An 18,993-nucleotide genomic window follows, 5' to 3' on the forward strand; every position below is an offset into this window, starting at 1 on the left:
GTTTTGCCTGACGACCATAGCGGTCTGGAACCACCTGATCCCATCCCGAACTCAGAAGTGAAACAGACCTGCGCCGATGGTAGTGTGGCGTTGCCCATGTGAGAGTAGGTCATCGTCAGGCTCCTAAATAAACAAGCCCCAGCATCCTTGATGCTGGGGCTTTTTTATTTTGGATCGAGGCCCTGCTGTGCACTACCCAGGCTCCATGTGACCAGCTTGCCAACGGCAAGCGCAGGACGCGGGAGCGCAGCGACGGCGGGCCCAAAGGGCCGAGCGCGCCAGCGCGAGCAATGTAGGTCATCGTCAGGCGCCTAATGCCTAAAACCCCCGACAGCTTCGCTGCCGGGGGTTTTTTATTTCTGGTTCCGGAGAAGTGATATACTTCACCGAAAATCAAAGCAACGTTTCTAATGGGAGCCCAGCAATGGCCGCTAGTGAACACCTGGTCATTTTCGATACCACTCTGCGCGACGGCGAGCAAAGTCCGGGCGCCACCATGAACAAGGCGGAAAAACTCCGCATTGCCAAGGCGCTCGAGAAGCTTCGCGTAGACGTTATCGAGGCGGGGTTTGCCATTGCCAGCCAGGGCGACTTTGATGCAGTCAAGGCCATTGCCGAGAACATCAAAGAATCCACTGTCTGCAGTCTGGCTCGTGCGTTGGACAAGGATATCGACAGGGCTGCTGAAGCGATCCGCCCTGCCGAACGCTCCCGTATCCATACCTTTATTGCCACCTCGCCCATCCATATGAAGCATAAACTTCAGATGGAGCCAGATGAGGTGGTCGAGCAAGCCGTGCGCGCTGTCAAGCGGGCGCGTAGCCACGTTGATGACGTCGAGTTCTCCTGTGAAGACGCCGGGCGGTCAGAGCTGGATTTTCTTTGTCGCATCATTGAAGCCGCTATCGATGCCGGCGCCCGTACCATCAACATCCCTGATACCGTGGGCTATGCCATTCCTGAACAGTTTGGTGAGACCATCCGTCAGTTACTGAACCGTATTCCGAATGCCGACAAGGCTGTTTTTTCAGTCCATTGCCATAACGACCTGGGGCTTGCGGTAGCCAACTCGCTGGCTGCGGTTACCCAAGGTGCCCGTCAGGTCGAATGTACTATCAACGGTCTGGGCGAACGGGCAGGTAACGCAGCGCTGGAAGAAATAGTCATGGCGGTTCGTACCCGCCAGGATCTCTTCAATATTGATACCCGCATAGACACCCAGCATATCGTCCCGGCATCACGTCTGGTGTCCACCATTACCGGGTTTCCTGTTCAACCCAACAAGGCGATCGTCGGTGCCAATGCTTTTGCCCATGAGTCCGGCATCCATCAGGATGGCGTGCTCAAACATCGCGAAACCTACGAGATCATGCGGGCACAGGACGTAGGCTGGCATACCAATAGCCTGGTTTTAGGTAAGCATTCCGGCCGCAATGCCTTCCGTACGAGACTGCTGGAGCTCGGTATCCAGTTTGAAACCGAAGGGGAGCTGAATGAGGCTTTCACGCGCTTCAAGGCGCTGGCCGACCTCAAACATGAGATCTTTGATGAGGATCTGCAGGCGATTGCCAGCGATACCAAGCAAAAGGAAGAAGAAGGCCGCTTCGGTCTGGTCTGCATGCAGGTCTGTTCTGAAACCGGCGTTGTGCCCAAGGCGCATCTGACCATGACCGTGGACGGTAAGGAACACACGGTAGAGGCTGAGGGCAGCGGTCCTGTAGACGCAACTTTCAAGGCCATTGAATCTCTGGTGGATTCCGGGTGTAACCTGCAGCTGTATTCGGTCAACAATATTACCAGCGGCACTGATGCTCAGGGGGAAGTCACCGTTCGTCTTGAGCGGGGCGGCCGTATTGTGAACGGCGTTGGATCAGATACCGACATCATTATTGCGTCGGCGAAGGCCTACATTGAGGCTCTGAACCTGATTTCCAGTGGCGGTATTCGCCAACATCCCCAGGTGGCTGATGTTTAAAGCGCCCGAAGGATTGCCATGGAGGGATTCGTGATAGGGAATGAGGCGGAGCGGCAGTTCTATCTGGCGGCGGCAGGCATTCGGATGTGGTATGCCCGCGAGAGTTTGCCTGGCGCGGCGCCAAGCCCCGACTTTGATTTCGGAGTGGATGACGAGCCGCAATTCCAGCCCGCGTCGGAGGTGCCTCAGATTGGGCGCAAATCTGAGCCGCTGTCAGGGGACCAGGGGCGGCAGCGCATTGCTCAGCTCCAGAGCCTGATGGGCAACAAGCCTGAATCCGTGCAGAAGGCGGACAGCGCTGGGCAACAGGCCGCGGACCCAGTGAAAGCTCCACCGGCCACCGAGCCTCGGTCTGAAACTCCAGACATGGAGCCAGAGGCTTCCCTGCCGGCCTCGGAGCCAGTAGAAGTGCAGCAGCGGGAGCCAGTGCACCGGGTGTGTCTGACTGCCTGGAAAGGCTCCCGGTTCATGCTCTTGTGCCATATTGCCGAGGACGCCAGTTTTGCCTTGCAGGAAAATCTGGCTCGTAACATATTGCGAAGCATTGGAGAGACCGGGGTGTCTCAATGCAGTGTAGTGCGCTGGCCCTTGTTCAATAACCTGAAAGTGACGCTCAACAGTGAAAGCGATCTTGTCTCAGTCATAGCCTCTGCTTTTGCTGGCGACGCCCCGACAGAAACGCTAATAACGCTGGGGCTTGGCGACGAAACTCAGGCACGGTTGATCGAGCGTGGCCTGGGGCGGGTGCCGGAGATTGCGTTTTCCGGCACGCTCGCATCACTGGCATCAGACCCCTCCCAGAAGCGGCTGCTCTGGCAATCGATTCGGGTTCTCGTACCTGGCCGATGAAAGCATCACAGCCTTTTTTCGACGTGCACAACCAGGATGTCCGGGTACGCCCTCTGGTCGAGGCAGACCTGGCGGCGGTCATGGAGCTGGAGTGTCAGGGACACTCCCATCCGTGGCCGAAATCGACTTTTCTTGACTGTTTTAAGCCGAATTACAGGCTCTGGGCCGCTGAGCGTGGCGATGAGCTGATTGGCTATGCGGTTGTGGCCTATATGGTCGACGAAGCCCATCTGCTGAATATCTGCGTCAGTCCCCGTGTGCGTGGTCAGGGTGTCGGGCGCTGGCTGCTACGGCATCTGATTGCCGTTGCGGTGGCGGATGGTATGGAACAACTGATTCTGGAAGTGCGGGTTAGCAATGATGCCGCCACCCAGCTCTATCTGAGTGAGGGTTTCTCTGAAATCGGCAGAAGGGCCGGCTATTATCCCGATGGCGCTGCACGGGAAGATGCCCTGGTCATGGCGCTGCGGTTCACCTGAGGACGGTATAGGCCGTATAATGCTCGGCTTTCATCCATCTCGATTCAGGTCACCAGAGTTTATGCCTAACCTTTCCCAGGAAGTGGCCAAGCGCCGCACCTTTGCGATCATCTCGCACCCGGATGCCGGTAAGACCACCATCACAGAGAAGGTGCTGTTGTTCGGCCAGGCCCTGCAGAAGGCGGGAACCGTCAAGGGCAAAAAATCCGGACAGCACGCCAAGTCAGACTGGATGGAGATGGAAAAAGAACGGGGTATTTCCGTCACCACGTCGGTGATGCAGTTTCCCTATGGTGGAAAGCTGGTCAACCTGCTGGATACACCGGGTCACGAAGATTTCTCCGAGGATACCTACCGGACACTGACCGCCGTCGATTCCTGCCTGATGGTGATTGACAGTGCCAAAGGGGTTGAGGAGCGCACCATCAAGCTGATGGAGGTGACCCGCCTGCGTGACACCCCGATCCTTACCTTTATGAACAAGCTGGACCGGGATACCAGGGACCCCATCGAGTTGATGGACGAAGTGGAAGACGTACTGAAGATTGCCTGTGCGCCGATTACCTGGCCCATTGGTATGGGCAAGGGGTTCAAGGGGGTTTATCACCTGCTGCGGGACGAAGTGATTCTTTATCAGTCAGGCCAGGGGCATACCATTCAGGAAAAACGTGTTGTCAAAGGTCTGGACAACCCGGAGCTGGATGAGGCCATCGGCAATTACGCTTCCGACCTTCGTGATGAGATTGAGCTGGTCAAAGGGGCTTCCCATGAATTTGACCAGGAGGCTTTCCTGGCTGGTGAGCTGACCCCGGTGTTTTTCGGAACAGCGCTTGGCAACTTCGGTGTTGATCACATGCTTGATGGTCTGGTGGATTGGGCGCCGGCCCCTCAGCCCCGGGCCACGGATGTGCGCCAGGTGACCCCGACCGAGGATGGCTTTTCCGGCTTTGTCTTCAAGATTCAGGCAAACATGGATCCACAGCACCGGGACCGTATCGCTTTCCTGAGGATCGTGTCAGGTAGTTACAATCAAGGCATGAAAGCTCGGCACGTCCGTATCGGTAAAGATGTTCGGTTCTCTGATGCGCTCACCTTCATGGCTGGTGACCGTGAACATGCGGAAGAAGCGTTTGCCGGTGACATCATTGGCCTGCATAACCACGGCACCATTCAGTTGGGTGATACCTTTACCGCGGGCGAGGACATGAAGTTTACCGGTATCCCGAACTTCGCCCCAGAGCTGTTCCGGCGCATTCGATTGAAAGATCCGCTGAAAGCCAAGCAATTACAGAAGGGCCTGATCCAGCTTTCCGAGGAGGGTGCAGTTCAGGTCTTCCGTCCGCTGAAGAACAACGATCTGATCGTCGGGGCGGTGGGTGTGCTGCAGTTTGATGTAGTTGTCGCCCGCCTGAAAAGTGAATACAAGGTGGAAGCGGTTTACGAGCCCATCAACGTGGCAACTGCCCGTTGGGTAACCTGTTCCGATGAGCGTAAACTGGACGAATTCCAGCGTAAGAATCAGGACAACGTCGCACTGGATGGCGCAGATCGCCTTGCGTACATCGCGCCGACCATGGTGAACCTGAATCTTGCTCAGGAGCGTTATCCGGATATCCAGTTCCACAAGACCCGGGAGCACTGATTCGGCTCCGGGAGGAGGCCGCCATGCAGTTGGTAGATGCTCATTGCCATTTTGATTTCCCGTTTTTTGACGGGCATCGGGAGGCGGTGTTGGCACAGGCGGCCAGCCTTGGAGTTCGCGCGATCGTGATTCCGGGGGTCCGGCGGCAGGACTGGCAGCGTGTGGCGAGCATGGCAGATGCAGAGAAGGGTCTCTGGTACTGTCTGGGTATTCACCCCTGGTTTATTCAGGAGCACGGCGCTGGCGATCTCGCCGAGCTTGAAAGGTTGCTGTCTTCCGCGCCCCAAGCCAGTGTTGGCCTTGGAGAGTGTGGTCTGGACGCCCTCAAAGGCGATCTGTCTGAGCAGGAACCCTGGTTCGAGGCCCAGATTGATATTGCCCAGCGGCTCGGTCTGGCGCTGGTGATTCACTCCGTCAAGAGCCATGATCTGGTGCACAGTAGTCTGAAACGCGCCGGATGGAACGGGCGGGCATTGCTTCACGGCTTCTCGGGCAGTTATCAGCAGGCGCAAAAGCTGGTTGATCTGGGTTGTTACATTGGCGTGGGCGGCGTGATTACCCACGATCGGGCCCGGAAAACCCGGGATACCATTGCCCGGTTACCGGCGGATGCGCTGGTCCTGGAAACCGATGCGCCGGATATGGCGCCGGCCGGAGTGGCGAAAGGGCAGAACTCACCTGTCCACTTGCCGGAGATTTTCGAGGCCCTGGCGGAACTGCGGAGTGAGCCCCGGGAGTCGCTGGCTGAAATACTGTTGGCCAATACCGCGAAGCTCTACCGGAAAGATCCGCTAACTCTGGTTCCACGCCCATAGGGGATTAACGAAACAGCATAGGTCGGGGTTGGCATTCACCAGGGGTTCGAGTATACTTCGCGCCCTGGCTTTTCAAGGCGATGTCATTATCTCAGCCCCGAATGATGGCAGCGCAACATACAGGTATGAACCTCCTCCGGATGCCTTGCATGTACCGGTGGTGGTTTTTAACGTTTCTTATATAGCGTTCAAGGCGGAATCAATGAAGACTCTGAGTGCGAAACCAGAAACAGTAAAACGTGACTGGTACGTTGTAGACGCAGCCGGCAAGACGCTGGGTCGTCTGTCAACCGAAATCGCCCTTCGTCTGCGGGGCAAGCATAAGCCTGAGTATACCCCTCACGTGGACACTGGTGACTACATCATTGTTATCAATGCCAGCCAGGTGAAGGTTACCGGCAAAAAGGCATCGGCTAAAATGTATTACAGCCATACCGGCTTTCCGGGTGGAATCAAATCCATCAATTTCGAGAAGCTGGTTGACAAGGCTCCCGAGCAAGTCATTCAGAAGGCCGTAAAAGGCATGCTTCCGAAGGGCCCGCTTGGCCGCGCCATGTTCAAGAAGCTGAAAGTGTACGCAGGCGCTGAGCATGCTCATGCCGCCCAGCAGCCCAAAGAACTCGACATCTAACGGAAGGCGAATATGTCTGTAGCACAAAATTACGGTACTGGTCGCCGCAAATCATCCACGGCTCGCGTCTTTATCAAGCCGGGTAGCGGTAACATCTCCATCAACGGTCGCACTATCGAAGATTTCTTCGGTCGTGAAACCCTGCGCATGATTGTTCGTCAGCCGCTGGTGGTTGCCGAATCCGAAGATCGTTTCGATATCGCCATTACCGTAAAGGGTGGCGGCATCAGTGGCCAGGCTGGCGCCATTCGCCACGGCCTGACTCGCGCTCTGATGGACTACGACGAAACTCTGCGTCCGGCACTGCGCAAAGCGGGTTACGTAACCCGTGATGCCCGTAAGGTTGAGCGTAAGAAAGTGGGTCTGCGCAAAGCGCGTAAGCGTCCGCAGTACTCCAAGCGTTAATCGACGTTCAGTCGATTTGGAAAAACCCGGTCTTGTGGCCGGGTTTTTTTATATCTGTACTCCGGAAATATTTTTGATCTGGCGCAGGGATAGGCTCGCCTGCCGACCTTTCCGGCTTGTAAGCGGGGGGTAATTTCATTACCATTTCAGCGTTTATATTTTTGGGTTGTGAAGTCCTTTTCGAAGCGCAGTGCCGGTTTTTCCGCGTCTGTGCCTCGCCTGATGGGAGAAAACCATAATGAGTAATGGCGACGTGAGCCAAGGCCGGCGCCGGTTTCTGATCGGTGCTACGTCCGTGGTAGGTGGTGTCGGCGTCGTCGGTGCAGCCGTTCCTTTCGTAGCGTCCTGGAACCCCAGTGCGAAAGCGGAAGCGGCCGGTGCACCGGTAACCGTCAATATCAGCAAAATCGAACCGGGTCAGCAAATCACCGTTGAGTGGCGAGGTAAGCCTGTTTGGATTATCCGCAGAACGGAAGAAATGCTGGCGAATATCGAGAAGCTCAATGACGCAGTGAAGGACCCGATGTCGGAGGCGCCTCAGCAGCCTTCGTATATCCAGGGGCCCTTGCGCGCGATCAAGCCAGAGTTCGGTGTCTATGTGGGGCTCTGTACCCATCTGGGCTGCGTGCCCTCCTACCGGCCAGAGGTTGCGCCGGCTGATCTGGGTGAAAACTGGCTTGGTGGGTTGTTCTGCCCGTGTCACGGTTCCCGCTATGACATGGCCGGTCGGGTTTATGAGGCTCAACCCGCGCCGCTGAACCTTGAGGTTCCGCCGTACCGGTTTGACGATGATGTGACCATGACCATTGGTCTTGATCCGGAGGCCGCGTGATGCAAAAGCTGATTAACTGGGTAGACGAGCGTCTGCCAATCGTTGAGGCCTGGAACAAGCACCTGGCCAAGTATTACGCGCCGAAGAACTTTAACGTCTGGTATTTCTTCGGTTCACTGGCAATGCTGGTGCTGGTCAACCAGCTAGTGACCGGTATCTGGCTGACTATGAGCTACAACCCGTCTGCCGAGGGGGCGTTTGCCTCGGTGGAATACATCATGCGTGATGTGGAGTGGGGTTGGCTGCTGCGATACCTGCACTCGACCGGCGCATCTGCGTTCTTCGTTGTGGTGTATCTGCACATGTTCCGTGGTCTCATGTACGGTTCCTACCAGAAGCCGCGGGAATTGATCTGGATTTTCGGTATGCTGATCTACCTGGTGCTGATGGCAGAAGCCTTCATGGGCTACCTGCTGCCCTGGGGCCAGATGTCATACTGGGGTGCCCAGGTAATCGTTAACCTGTTTGGTGCGATTCCGGTCATCGGTGAAGATCTGTCTCTGTGGATTCGCGGTGACTATCTGATCTCCGGTATCACGCTGAACCGTTTCTTTGCCCTGCACGTGGTTGCTCTGCCAATCGTTCTGCTGGGTCTGGTTGTTCTTCACATCCTGGCGCTGCACGAAGTGGGTTCTAACAACCCCGACGGCATCGACATCAAGAAGAACAAGGATGAAAACGGTATTCCGAAAGACGGTATTCCGTTCCACCCGTATTACACCGTTCACGATCTGCTGGGCGTGGGTGTGTTTTTCTTCATCTTCTTCATCGTTGTCTTCTTCTTCCCGGAGATGGGCGGTCTGTTCCTGGAAAAGCCGAACTTTGAACCGGCCAACGCCCTGAAGACACCAGCGCACATTGCGCCTGTCTGGTACTTCACGCCGTTTTACGCGATGTTGCGGGCGGTGACGGTAGACTTTATGGGGCTGCCGGCGAAGTTCTGGGGTGTTGTGGTCATGGGTGGTGCGATTGCGATTCTGTTCGTGTTGCCGTGGCTTGACAGAAGTCCTGTCCGCTCAATCCGCTACAAGGGCTGGTTGAGCAAGATTGCCCTGGCAATCTTTGCGGTGAGCTTCGTAATCCTTGGCTACCTTGGACTGGTTCCCGCAACAGAAGGTCGCACGACTGTCGCTCAGATTCTGACAGTGTTGTACTTCCTCTACTTCATTCTGATGCCGTTCTACACGCGCATGGAGAACACCAAGCCAGTTCCAGAGAGGGTGACAGGATAATGAAAAAGCTGATTGTTGGTCTTTTCATCGCACTCCTGCCAGCGCTTGGCCTGGCGGCTGGTGCCGCGGTTCCTCTTGATCATATGGAGCCGGATCATACGGACAAGGCGTCGCTGCAGCGCGGTGCTGCCTTGTTTACCAACTACTGCATGGGGTGTCACTCCATGGAGTATGCTCGCTACAAGCGTGTTTCGGATGATCTGGAGATCCCTGTCGAGCTTTACGAGGAAAACCTGATCTTTACTGGTGCCAAGATCGGTGAGCTCATGAAGAACTCCATGAACAAGGATATGGCGGCCGGCTGGTTCGGTGCGCCGCCACCCGATCTTACGCTGGAAACCCGTCTGCGTGGTGAGTCCTGGGTATATTCATACCTGCGGGGCTTCTACAAGGACGATTCCCGGCCACTGGGCGTAAACAACGTGGTGTTCGATAACGTTGGTATGCCTCACATTCTGGTCGAGATGCAGGGTCTGTGCGCCGTGAAGCCGAACATTGGTGTCGGGGCGTCTGTTGAGCCGTTGAGTGGTAACGTCAATAACGCAGACGCTTGCCCGGATTACGCAACGGAAGGCTCGATGTCCGGTGCGGAGTTTGATCGGGCCATGTGGGATCTGACCAACTTCATGTCCTACATGGGCGACCCGGTCAAGGTGGAGCGCGAGCGTCTCGGTATCTTCGTGCTGATCTTTGTGGCGATCTTCTTTGTCTTCGCGTACCTGCTCAACCGCGAGTACTGGAAAGACGTACACTAAGATTTAGGGTATAATCCCGTGTCCTTGATTCCAGCGAGTCTTTAAGGCTCGCTGGATTTTTGCGTTTTGCATTGTTTCGATTTTTAGAATCGTGAGGTAGCTATATGGGCGTTGTGACCAAGCGGTCATCAATGACTTTTTTCTCGGATCCCGCAAGCCACTACAGTCATCGGGTGCGTATTGTCCTGGCTGAGAAAGGTGTCACTGTTGATATCGTGGATGTGGATCCGGATAACCCGCCGGCGGAACTGGCGGATCTGAATCCGTACAACGCCCTGCCAACCCTGGTAGACCGGGACCTGGTTCTGTACGAGCCCAATATCATGATGGAGTATCTGGATGAGCGTTTTCCTCATCCGCCGCTGCTGCCGGTATACCCCGTTGCCCGGGCTAACAGCCGCCTGATGATTCACCGGATTCAGAAAGACTGGTGCGGACTGGTTGATCAGATTCTGGCGCAGCCAGGTGCCAAGGCCAGCGATGCGGCTCGCAAGGAGCTCAAGGAAAGCCTTCTGGCCACAGCACCTCTGTTTGCCGAAATGCCGTTCTTCCTGTCGGAAGAGTTCACCATCGTGGACTGCTGCATTGCGCCGATCCTGTGGCGTTTGCCGGCTCTGGGCATTGAGCTGAATGAAAAGCAGGCCAAGCCTTTGCAGAAGTACATGGAGAGCATCTTTGCCAGAGAAGGCTTCAAGGCAAGCCTTTCGGATCTGGAAGAAGATATTCGCAGCTGATTGTCAGCGCCCGTATTTCAGGGCAGGAGTTAAGCAGTGTCTGACATGACTATCGCCATGACATCCAGTCGTCCCTATCTGGTCCGTGCGTTGAACGAATGGATCCTCGATAACGACTGTACCCCGTATATCGTGGTGGATGCCGGCATTCAGGGTGTTCAGGTGCCTACTGAGCACGTTGCCAACGGCCAGATTGTGCTCAATATCAGCCCCGGCGCCGTGCGCGGACTGGTGATTGGCAATGGTGCGCTGGAATTCAGCGCTCGTTTCGGTGGTGTGCCGATGCAGGTTTTCATACCGTTGCAAGCGGTTATGGCCATCTATGCCAAGGAGAACGGCGAGGGCATGGTGTTTGGCAGTGAGCCTGGCTCTCCCGATCCGGAGGGTGGAGGTGAGCCCAAGTCGTCACGGCGAGCGGAAGACCGCCCGAATGGCAGGCCAACCCTGAAAGTGGTCAAGTAATAAAAAAGCCGGCGATGCCGGCTTTTTTATTAGCCTCCGAAAAGCTTGTGGTCAATCAGGTCGCAGAAGGCGTTGATGATGACCAGCAGTAAGGGCGTGGCCTCGCTTGGCGGCAAATCGTTTAGTGCGATTTCATGGTCTTCAGGGTGCATCAGGGAAGTGATGTCGGATTTTTCCCTGGCGCTCAGCACCACAATCCTCATTTCCCGGTCGTGGGCAGCCTGGATGGCCTGGATCAGGTTTGCCTTGTGGCCGTCATCCACGATCACAAACAGAAGGTCGCCGGGCTTGCCAATGGCTCTGACCTGACGAGAGAAGGTGTCGTTAAATCGATTGTCACGGCAGATAGCGGAATAAGTGGTGGCGTCCGCCCCAAGGTTGATTGCCGGTAGTGCGGGGCGGTCCTGGTCAAAGCGGGACAATAATGCCGTGCAGAAATACTGGGCCAGTACGTTGGCGTTGCCATTGGCGCAGGTAATGATCTTGCCATCCTGGAGCAGGGCGTCAACAAATGCCTGCGCTACCTGCTCAATGGCGGGACCAGCGGTGCTTGCCGCCTGCGCTGTGTGCTCCATATGGCTGGCGAACCACTGGTTGATTCTCTGTTCGGTGTCGGTCATGGTTTCTGGTCAGTCTGCCTGAATTGCGTTTTTGATCCATTGTATACGGTACTTGCTGGACTGGCCTGGTGTGATGCCGATAACATCGATCCGGCTGACCCGGTCCCAGAGTCCGTGGCGGTGCAGGTAGAATGAGGCTGCACGCACCAAGCGTTGCTGCTTCACCGCGGACACCGAGCTTATCGGGTCCACCAGCGCACCATCAGCGCGGAAGCGAACTTCAAAGAACACCAGTGCTTCGGCATCCATTCCAATAAGGTCGATCTCGCCGCCACGATTGTGCACGTTCCGCTCAATAATCCGGATGCCTCTGCTTTCCAGATACCGCGCGGCGACACCTTCGTAATGCTGTCCGAGTTTTCTGGAGCCTTCCCTGGCCATCGGTTATCAGTTGTTTGCAGTCGGGGCGGGTTCACCTTCCCGGGGTACGGTCGGAGAAAGCAGTTTGGGTGTTCCCCCCTGGAATTGTGCCCAGCGTTGTTCGCGATGAATGCTGCCGTCAGGATCCATGGTCAGAATGCCGGTTTGTCCTTCAATGGCGGCATCTTCAACCTGGCGTAGAAGTGGCAAGCGCTTGCTCAGTTGCCAGGCGTCGGCGCCCATGGCGAAAAGGCGCCCCAGTTGCCCGGTGGTGCCACTCAGATACTGGCGTGATTCTTCCCGCAGGGGATTCGTCTCGGCCAATACCCAGGGGATGTCCGTAAAGAAAACCCGGTCAATATCTCGGTCCCGGCCCGGATTCGGCGTACCCTCGTACACGATGGAAGGTGAGTATACCGGCAGATCGCCGCCATAATAGAAGGCGAACAGTGGCTTGAACTGGCGGGCAACCGTGGGTGCGGCAACCAGCACGATGCCCTCGGCATCCTGGCGGCGGCGGGGTTCAAATTCCACATTCAGGCCAATTGTTCGCTCCACCTGAATGGCGCGCTGGCGGGAGGCGGTAATGCCCAGCAGGTCAGCTGTCACTGAGCGCAGGTTGTCTTCCGGGAAAAAGCGCTCGACGTCGAGCGCTCGCAACCCGAGCTGGTCCATCCTTGTTTGCAGGGCGGTTTCAACCCGGTCTCCCCATTCACCGTGGGGAATCAGTACGAGAACCTGCTCGATGTTCTCGGCATCGAGCCTGTCGGCGATCTGTCGTGCCTCATCTTCGGCAGATAGCCCGAACTGATAAAGGCCGTCCGGAATGCGGGCATCCGGGCCAAGGTAGTTCAGGCCCAGTGCCGGAACCGGCAGCGTGTTCATGTTAGCGAGCTGGGACAGTGCTTCCTTGTCCAGCGGGCCAACAATCAAATCAATGTCGTTATTGGAGAGTTCCTCGTAGAGCTCGGAAAAAGAGCCGGTGGAGGTGTCGATGACCCGAATATCGGTTTTGCTGCGGTCAGTGGTTTCATCCTGATAATAGGCGGCCAGGAAACCGTCGCGAATCGCTTTGCCGGCGCTGGCGAGGGCACCTTGAAGTGGAACCGCCAATGCCAGTTTCTCCGGCCGGCTTGCTGCCAGTTCAGCCAGCAGGGCGAGATCCATGGGGAGTACCTGTGCTGCGGGGTGTCCCGGCCAGTTATTCTGCCATTGCCGGATCAGACGCCCCTGATCATCCAGGCTGGCCCCTTTGGTGCGTAGGCGCAGAGCGAGCTCAAGCCAGCCTTGAACCTCGAATCCGAGGGCGTTGTCGGAGGCGGATTGCAGGGTTGAGCGATTGATGGGCTTGAGCAATTGCCAAATGCGATTGTGCACCTCCTGCGGGGAAGTGCTGGAGTCGGTCTGGCTGAGCAGGATCAACGTCAGTGCCCCGTCCAAAGGTTGTCCGGCCAGCTCATAGGTCCGGGCCTGGAGCATGGCAGCCCGGGACATTAACTCCGCGGGGTAGGCAAGAAAGCTTTCAGGGGTGCTATCTGTGGCGAGTTGCTCAGCCCATTGGCTGTCCTGTAACTCGCTGGCACTGGCCATGGACAGGAGCGAGCGTTGTCTTGCGATGTCCTCCGGAGCATTTTCCAGAACGGGGGCCTGGAGAATGACTCGGGCATCTTCGTGGCGGCCTTGATCCTGGAATCGGCTGGCCACCCTCAATAGATAGCGTTGGCCAACCACCGGATCACGTTCATCGCTGGCCAGTGACAGTGCCTGTTCCGGGCTTTGTGCCATATGTTCGTCGAGATTGACGGTGGCGCAGCCGCCCAGATAGAACAGAACGAGGGTGATCAGGGCCAGAATTGGGCTGTGACGGAAGCGATTTGTCATGGCGGGCTCGGTACTCTCTGAATCGTTGGGCTTGTGGTGCCGCGTTTTAGCTGGCAAGTTTACCAGCTCCCGGCGCATTTCACATGACGGGACAGTCATGGGCCGGAAATAGCGGCGCCGCGGTTCACTTCAGTGGAGTTTATTATGTCCAGTTCTGTAGCAAGCGTTGTCGGTGGTCGGCTTTCAATTGTTGCCACGCCCATCGGTAATCTGGCCGATCTTTCTGATCGTGTCCGGCAGGTGCTCGCTGCGGCGGATCTGGTCGCCGCTGAGGACACCCGTCACAGCTCACGCCTGTTACAGCACCTGGGCCTGAGCAAGCCTTTGCTGGCGCTACACGATCATAATGAGAGGGATCGCGTCGGCAGAATCCTCTCTGCCCTTGCTGAAGGGCAGCAAGTGGCACTGATTTCCGATGCCGGTACCCCATTGATCTCCGATCCCGGGTACATCCTGGTACGTGAAGCCAGAAAGGCGGGCTTTCCGGTTTCCCCTATCCCCGGTCCATGTGCACTGGTTGCGGCATTGTCGGCGGCAGGTTTACCGACGGATCGTTTTCTTTTCGCAGGTTTTTTGCCGGCTAAACGGGCGGGTAGACGTTCAGCGCTCGTGGAATTGCGTGAACAGACTGCCACTCTGGTGTTCTACGAATCCCCCCATCGAATTCTGGACCTGATGCAGGATCTGGTTGATGAGTTTGGCGAGGGCCGGGAGTGTGTGCTCGGTCGGGAGCTGACCAAAACCTTTGAAACTTTCTACAGTGGGACGGTTAAAGAGGTATTGGCGGAGTTGGAGGCCGACCCGCATGGCAGTCGGGGCGAATTCGTGGTGATGGTCCGGGGTAACGATGTCGTGACCGGTTCGTCGCTCGATCTGGATGCCGATAAGCTGTTAAAGCTGCTTGTTGCAGAGATGCCGGTCAAAAAGGCTGCGAAAATCGTCGCGGAAGTCAGCGGCATCGGAAAAAATGAACTGTATCAGCGAGCGCTGCAGTTAAAGGGTGATTAAGCCTTGCATGCCTGCGCGCACGCGGGTATTGTCAGCGCCGAGCTCGCCAGACAGTCGCCGCCGGTTGATCCGGGGGAGGAAAGTCCGGGCTCCGCAGGGCAAGGTGCCAGGTAACGCCTGGGCGGCGTGAGCCGACGGAAAGTGCAACAGAAAGTATACCGCCTAAGCGCTTTCGGGCGCCGGTAAGGTTGAAATGGTGCGGTAAGAGCGCACCGCGTGGCTGGCAACAGTCCACGGCGATGGTAAACCCCACCTGGAGCAAGACCAAATAGGAATCCAATGGCGTGGCCCGCGCTGGATTCGGGTAGGTTGCTTGAGGCCTGTGGTGACGCAGGCCCTAGATGAATGACTGTCCAAGACAGAACCCGGCTTATCGGCGAGCTCGCCTCTTTTCCCGATTATTCGGATGTGATCCGCATCCTTCTCACAAGTTACCTTTTATAGCCAAAAAATCTTAAACCTGAAGTTGGCTATCTAAAGGTGTCTGCAGGTATTTGTTTTTTATCCTTTTCTTTACGTCTTTTTAACGCTTCGTTCCGTTTCTGCTTTGTAACCTCTTGTCGTTAAAGGAACTTTCCTGTGTGTGGTGCCTGTCGCGGCGCTTGCATTGTTATTTGCGTGTTTCTATAGTGTGCGGGAGTGGGAAAAAGTGGTTTTTGGTGGAATTTTGTGGAAATGAAAACCTCGGACTAGACGTTAATGAGCAATTTTCTTGGCAGTCATGCCATCAATATGGACGCGAAGGGTCGCCTGGCGATCCCGACAAAGGTGCGTGAAGAGCTCGCGCAGCTTTGCGGTGGCCGTATTGTATTGACAGCCAACGCCGATGAGGAGAAATGCTTGTTGCTCTACCCCGAGCCGGAATGGGAAGTGCTGCGCCCGAAAATCGAGGCGCTGCCCAACATGAACAAGGCGGCCAAGCGCCTGCAGCGCCTCATTCTGGGTAACGCTGCCCTTATGGAGCTGGATGGGTCCGGCCGGATTCTGGTGCCGCAGACCCTCAGAAATCACGCCAATCTTGAAAAACGGCTGATGTTGGTCGGGCTTGGCAAGAAGTATGAGCTGTGGAGTGAGGAAAGCTGGAATGCTTACCTTGATGCCTCCGCAGCCGACGAGGAAATGCCGCCGGAAATGGAGGCGCTGTCGCTATGAGCGCACGCCAGGACGATCAGGCCAATGAAGGCTATCAGCATCGCTCGGTACTGCTGGATGCAGCGGTCGACTATTTGGTTACAGATGAAAATGGCCGTTTTGTCGACGCCACGTTTGGCCGGGGCGGTCATAGTCGTCTGATTCTCGGCAAGCTCGGTCAGGATGGTCAGCTCCTGGGCATTGATAAGGATCCGGAGGCTATTGCCGTCGCCAGAGAGCTGGCATCTGGGGATTCCCGGTTTCAGTGGTACCACGGCTCGTTCGCCGAACTGGATCTTGCGCTTGAACGTCAAGGTTGGTCACAGGTTGATGGCGTGTTGATGGATCTTGGGGTGTCTTCGCCACAACTGGATGATGCTTCCCGCGGTTTTTCGTTCATGCGGGACGGTCCATTGGATATGAGAATGAACCCGCAGCAGGAGCCGAGTGCGGCCCAGTGGCTGGCCGAGGCTGATGAGCGGGAAATAGCAGATGTGATCTGGCGATACGGCGAGGAGCGGTTTTCTCGCCGTATCGCTCGTCTTGTCGTGGAGCGGCGTCAGGAGCAGCCGATTGAAACCACGCGGCAGCTGGCGGAGTTGGTTGCGGAGGCCGTGCCGAAGAAAGAGAAGCACAAGCACCCTGCCACCCGGGCTTTTCAGGCTATCCGGATTTTTATAAACCGGGAGCTCGAGGACCTGGAAGCCGGTCTGGCCGCGGCAGTTGATCGCCTGGCTCCCGGTGGGCGCCTGGTGGTGATCAGCTTTCACTCTCTGGAGGATCGTCTGGTCAAGCGCTTTATGCGTGATCTGGCGCGGGGGCCAAAGCTGCCGAAGGGGATACCGGTCACGGCGGAGCAGGAAGAATCCGGGTTCCAGCTGATTGGCAAAGCCAGCAAGGCCAATGAGCAGGAAATTACTGAAAACGTCAGGGCTCGCAGCGCGGTCATGCGAGTGCTTGAACGTAAAGCGAATTAATCGAAAACGCAGGGGAGCGCGACGCCATGGGCGCGGTAGCGATTGAGCAACCAGTAAAAACCAACAGGATAAACAAACAGCGGGTTCGCGAGGGTGTTGCGACAGCCGTTCGTTTGTCCCGTCAGGTGTTTGATGCAACACGGGAAAGCCGGGTTCTGGTGACGCTGGTGTTGGTGGCCGTACTGACGCTGTCGTCCATCGGGGTGGTGGTCAGTGCCCATGAGAACCGCGAGCTGTTCAATACGTTGTCGGGTCTGCAGGAGCAGCGCGATGCCTATCAGCGTGAGTGGAGTCAGTTGCTGCTGGAACAGAGTGCTTTGAGCGCTCACGGGCGGGTCGAGAAACTCGCTGCTGAGCGCTTCAACATGGTGGTGCCCGGGCGGCAGGACATTGTACTCGTGCCTTTGATGTCACCGCTGGCAGCGAACTAAAACCAACAATAACCATCCGGGGTAACTGAAGTGTCCGGTCAGGGAACGCACGCAAACAGCTGGAAGCAGAAGCTGGTGGCAGGCTTGAAAGCCTGGCGCTTCGGCTCTGTGCTGGGCGTTTTCCTGCTGGTTGTGGCCGGCATTGGATGGCGGTTGGTGGATCTTCATGTGGTGGATAATGACTTCCTGCGCAAGCAGGGAGATGTCAGAACTATCCGCGTTGAATCTATCGATGCCCATCGAGGCGTGGTGACGGATCGTCATGGCGAGCCTTTGGCCGTCAGTACGCCAGTTCAGACCGTGTGGGCAAATCCTTCCGAAACCGATCCCGAAGATCCGCAACTGGCGGCGCTTGCCCGAATTCTTGGGTTGTCTGAGGGCGCGCTGCGGGAGCGATTGCGCCAGTATGCTGGCCGCGAATTTATCTACCTGCGACGCAAAGTGCAGCCCTCAATGGCGCGTGAAGCGTTGGCTCTAGGTGTCGGTGGTATCTATGCCCGGCAGGAATATCGTCGTTATTACCCCGCGGGAGAAGTCACCGCTCATGTGGTCGGGTTTACTGATATCGACGAGCATGGCCAGGAAGGTATCGAGTTAGCCTATAACAAATGGTTGACCGGTGAGCCGGGCCAGAAGCGGGTGCTCAAGGATAACCGTGGGCGCGTCATCAAAGATCTGATGCTTATCCGCGATGCCCGGCCCGGGAAAGACCTGGAACTGAGTATTGATCTCCGGCTGCAGTATCTGGCCTATCGGGAGCTCAAGGCGGTGGTCGGTGCTCACAAGGCTCGCGGTGGCACGCTGGTGATGCTGGATGTCGACACCGGTGAGGTGCTGGCCATGGTCAATCAAGGTTCCTACAACCCGAATGACCGGTCACAGCTTGCCGCAGAAAACCTGCGCAACAAGGCGATTACAGATCTGTTCGAGCCCGGCTCAACCATGAAGCCGCTGACGATAGCGGCTGCTCTGGAGTCCGGGGAATACACGGTTAACAGCACCATTGATACTTCCCCGGGCTTTCGGAGATTTGGTCGCTTCACCATTCGGGATCATCGCAATTACGGGGTGCTGGATCTAACGGAGATTATTGTCAAGTCCAGCAACGTCGGGGTGAGCAACATCGCAACGGATCTGGGTGGCGATACTCTGAGAAACCTCTATGCCCGCCTGGGCCTCGGCCAGGCAACCGGTATCGGCTTCCCAGGGGAAGCCGTTGGTGTTTTGCCGGCCCCCCCGAAATGGCGGCCGGTAGAAGAGTCCACCTTGTCTTATGGCTACGGCATGAGCGTTAACGCCTTGCAACTGGCACAGGCGTATATGGTTATTGCCAATGGTGGAATTCGTTACCCTCTCAGCCTGATGAGGCAGGAGCAGAGGCCGCAGGGACAACGTGTACTGTCTGAGCAGGTGACACGGGCCGTGCGAGACATGCTAAAACAGGCGGTTGCCCGTGGTACTGGCAAGCGTGCCCGGCCCGGGCTGTATGCGGCCGGGGGCAAAACCGGGACCGTTCACCTGGTGGGGGCGAACGGGTACGAAGACAGTCAATATAAGGCCATCTTTGCCGGTATGGCACCGATTGATGACCCCAGAATTGTAACCGTTGTGGCCGTGGATGCGCCGCAGGCCGGAGAATATTACGGCGGAGAAGTTGCCGCGCCGGTATTCGCCCGGGTGATGGGTGACGCGCTGCGACTGCTGAATGTGAAGCCTGAACTGGAAGTCAGTGAAACACGCGTTTCGCAAGTGACCTCCGGGGGGAGAGGGTAAG

Annotated in this window: 20 protein-coding genes, 1 rRNA gene and 1 other RNA gene; 19 read left to right on the plus strand and 3 right to left on the minus strand. The window is 56.7% G+C overall.

Going from position 1 to position 18,993, the window contains the following annotated elements; genetic code table 11:
• Positions 1 to 6 precede the first annotated feature (6 nt).
• From rrf to QPL98_RS16790, 13 genes are all read left to right on the plus strand, one after another.
• A 5S ribosomal RNA gene (rrf, locus tag QPL98_RS16730) occupies positions 7 to 121 on the plus strand.
• 303 nt (positions 122 to 424) lie between these two features.
• Positions 425 to 1,975 (plus strand): 2-isopropylmalate synthase, encoded by a 1,551-nt coding sequence (locus QPL98_RS16735; RefSeq protein WP_303293654.1) that lies wholly within the window; start codon positions 425 to 427, stop codon positions 1,973 to 1,975.
• 30 nt (positions 1,976 to 2,005) lie between these two features.
• Positions 2,006 to 2,824: a hypothetical protein gene (locus QPL98_RS16740; protein WP_278350333.1), complete on the plus strand. Its 819-nt coding sequence runs from the start codon at positions 2,006 to 2,008 to the stop codon at positions 2,822 to 2,824.
• Complete coding sequence (gene rimI, locus QPL98_RS16745) at positions 2,821 to 3,303, plus strand: ribosomal protein S18-alanine N-acetyltransferase (protein ID WP_303293655.1); 483 nt, start codon at positions 2,821 to 2,823, stop codon at positions 3,301 to 3,303. Before QPL98_RS16740 ends, rimI begins: the two co-directional genes overlap by 4 nt.
• A gap of 61 nt (positions 3,304 to 3,364) precedes the next feature.
• Complete coding sequence (gene prfC / locus QPL98_RS16750) at positions 3,365 to 4,945, plus strand: peptide chain release factor 3 (protein ID WP_022991995.1); 1,581 nt, start codon at positions 3,365 to 3,367, stop codon at positions 4,943 to 4,945.
• Positions 4,946 to 4,968: 23 nt separating this feature from the next.
• Positions 4,969 to 5,760, plus strand: coding sequence for a TatD family hydrolase (locus QPL98_RS16755; protein ID WP_153740845.1), 792 nt, complete (start codon positions 4,969 to 4,971; stop codon positions 5,758 to 5,760).
• Between the two features lie 202 nt (positions 5,761 to 5,962).
• The gene (rplM, locus tag QPL98_RS16760; protein ID WP_011785931.1) at positions 5,963 to 6,391 is read left to right on the plus strand and encodes a 50S ribosomal protein L13; all 429 of its coding nucleotides are present in this window, start codon (positions 5,963 to 5,965) and stop codon (positions 6,389 to 6,391) included.
• 12 nt (positions 6,392 to 6,403) lie between these two features.
• Complete coding sequence (gene rpsI / locus QPL98_RS16765) at positions 6,404 to 6,796, plus strand: 30S ribosomal protein S9 (protein WP_011785930.1); 393 nt, start codon at positions 6,404 to 6,406, stop codon at positions 6,794 to 6,796.
• Between the two features lie 238 nt (positions 6,797 to 7,034).
• Positions 7,035 to 7,628 carry a ubiquinol-cytochrome c reductase iron-sulfur subunit gene (gene petA / locus QPL98_RS16770; protein WP_014420621.1) on the plus strand — a complete coding sequence of 198 codons (594 nt, stop codon included), beginning with the start codon at positions 7,035 to 7,037 and terminating at the stop codon, positions 7,626 to 7,628.
• Positions 7,628 to 8,860 (plus strand): cytochrome bc complex cytochrome b subunit, encoded by a 1,233-nt coding sequence (locus QPL98_RS16775; protein ID WP_014420622.1) that lies wholly within the window; start codon positions 7,628 to 7,630, stop codon positions 8,858 to 8,860. The genes petA and QPL98_RS16775 overlap by 1 nt, the downstream gene beginning before the upstream one ends.
• Positions 8,860 to 9,615 (plus strand): cytochrome c1, encoded by a 756-nt coding sequence (locus QPL98_RS16780; protein WP_153740846.1) that lies wholly within the window; start codon positions 8,860 to 8,862, stop codon positions 9,613 to 9,615. The genes QPL98_RS16775 and QPL98_RS16780 overlap by 1 nt, the downstream gene beginning before the upstream one ends.
• A gap of 104 nt (positions 9,616 to 9,719) precedes the next feature.
• On the plus strand, positions 9,720 to 10,349 hold the full coding sequence (locus tag QPL98_RS16785) for a glutathione S-transferase N-terminal domain-containing protein (protein ID WP_153740847.1): 630 nt from the start codon (positions 9,720 to 9,722) through the stop codon (positions 10,347 to 10,349).
• A gap of 36 nt (positions 10,350 to 10,385) precedes the next feature.
• The gene (locus QPL98_RS16790) at positions 10,386 to 10,811 is read left to right on the plus strand and encodes a ClpXP protease specificity-enhancing factor (protein WP_014420624.1); all 426 of its coding nucleotides are present in this window, start codon (positions 10,386 to 10,388) and stop codon (positions 10,809 to 10,811) included.
• Between the two features lie 29 nt (positions 10,812 to 10,840).
• Here QPL98_RS16790 and QPL98_RS16795 read toward each other — a convergent pair whose 3' ends face one another.
• From QPL98_RS16795 to QPL98_RS16805, 3 genes are read right to left on the minus strand one after another with little or no spacing between them, the layout of a single operon-like run.
• Positions 10,841 to 11,431, minus strand: coding sequence for an SIS domain-containing protein (locus QPL98_RS16795; RefSeq protein WP_011785924.1), 591 nt, complete (start codon positions 11,429 to 11,431; stop codon positions 10,841 to 10,843).
• Positions 11,432 to 11,440: 9 nt separating this feature from the next.
• Positions 11,441 to 11,812 carry a YraN family protein gene (locus QPL98_RS16800; protein ID WP_153740848.1) on the minus strand — a complete coding sequence of 124 codons (372 nt, stop codon included), beginning with the start codon at positions 11,810 to 11,812 and terminating at the stop codon, positions 11,441 to 11,443.
• A 6-nt stretch (positions 11,813 to 11,818) separates the two neighbouring features.
• Complete coding sequence (locus tag QPL98_RS16805) at positions 11,819 to 13,672, minus strand: penicillin-binding protein activator (protein WP_199452094.1); 1,854 nt, start codon at positions 13,670 to 13,672, stop codon at positions 11,819 to 11,821.
• 144 nt (positions 13,673 to 13,816) lie between these two features.
• Between QPL98_RS16805 and rsmI the strand changes: the two genes are divergently transcribed.
• From rsmI to QPL98_RS16835, 6 genes are all read left to right on the plus strand, one after another.
• A complete protein-coding gene (gene rsmI / locus QPL98_RS16810) occupies positions 13,817 to 14,680 on the plus strand; it encodes a 16S rRNA (cytidine(1402)-2'-O)-methyltransferase (protein WP_199452095.1) in 864 nt (287 codons plus the stop codon).
• A 38-nt stretch (positions 14,681 to 14,718) separates the two neighbouring features.
• Positions 14,719 to 15,069, plus strand: an RNA gene (rnpB, locus tag QPL98_RS16815) — RNase P RNA component class A.
• Between the two features lie 310 nt (positions 15,070 to 15,379).
• On the plus strand, positions 15,380 to 15,832 hold the full coding sequence (mraZ, locus tag QPL98_RS16820) for a division/cell wall cluster transcriptional repressor MraZ (RefSeq protein WP_022991988.1): 453 nt from the start codon (positions 15,380 to 15,382) through the stop codon (positions 15,830 to 15,832).
• The gene (gene rsmH, locus QPL98_RS16825) at positions 15,829 to 16,788 is read left to right on the plus strand and encodes a 16S rRNA (cytosine(1402)-N(4))-methyltransferase RsmH (RefSeq protein ID WP_183580826.1); all 960 of its coding nucleotides are present in this window, start codon (positions 15,829 to 15,831) and stop codon (positions 16,786 to 16,788) included. The genes mraZ and rsmH overlap by 4 nt, the downstream gene beginning before the upstream one ends.
• 26 nt (positions 16,789 to 16,814) lie before the next feature.
• Positions 16,815 to 17,219 (plus strand): cell division protein FtsL, encoded by a 405-nt coding sequence (gene ftsL / locus QPL98_RS16830; RefSeq protein ID WP_014420629.1) that lies wholly within the window; start codon positions 16,815 to 16,817, stop codon positions 17,217 to 17,219.
• Positions 17,220 to 17,249: 30 nt separating this feature from the next.
• The gene (locus QPL98_RS16835; protein WP_199452096.1) at positions 17,250 to 18,992 is read left to right on the plus strand and encodes a penicillin-binding protein 2; all 1,743 of its coding nucleotides are present in this window, start codon (positions 17,250 to 17,252) and stop codon (positions 18,990 to 18,992) included.
• The last annotated feature ends 1 nt before the right edge of the window (position 18,993 follow it).

Source organism: Marinobacter sp. ST-43 (assembly GCF_030541085.1).
Taxonomy (GTDB): domain Bacteria; phylum Pseudomonadota; class Gammaproteobacteria; order Pseudomonadales; family Oleiphilaceae; genus Marinobacter; species Marinobacter nauticus.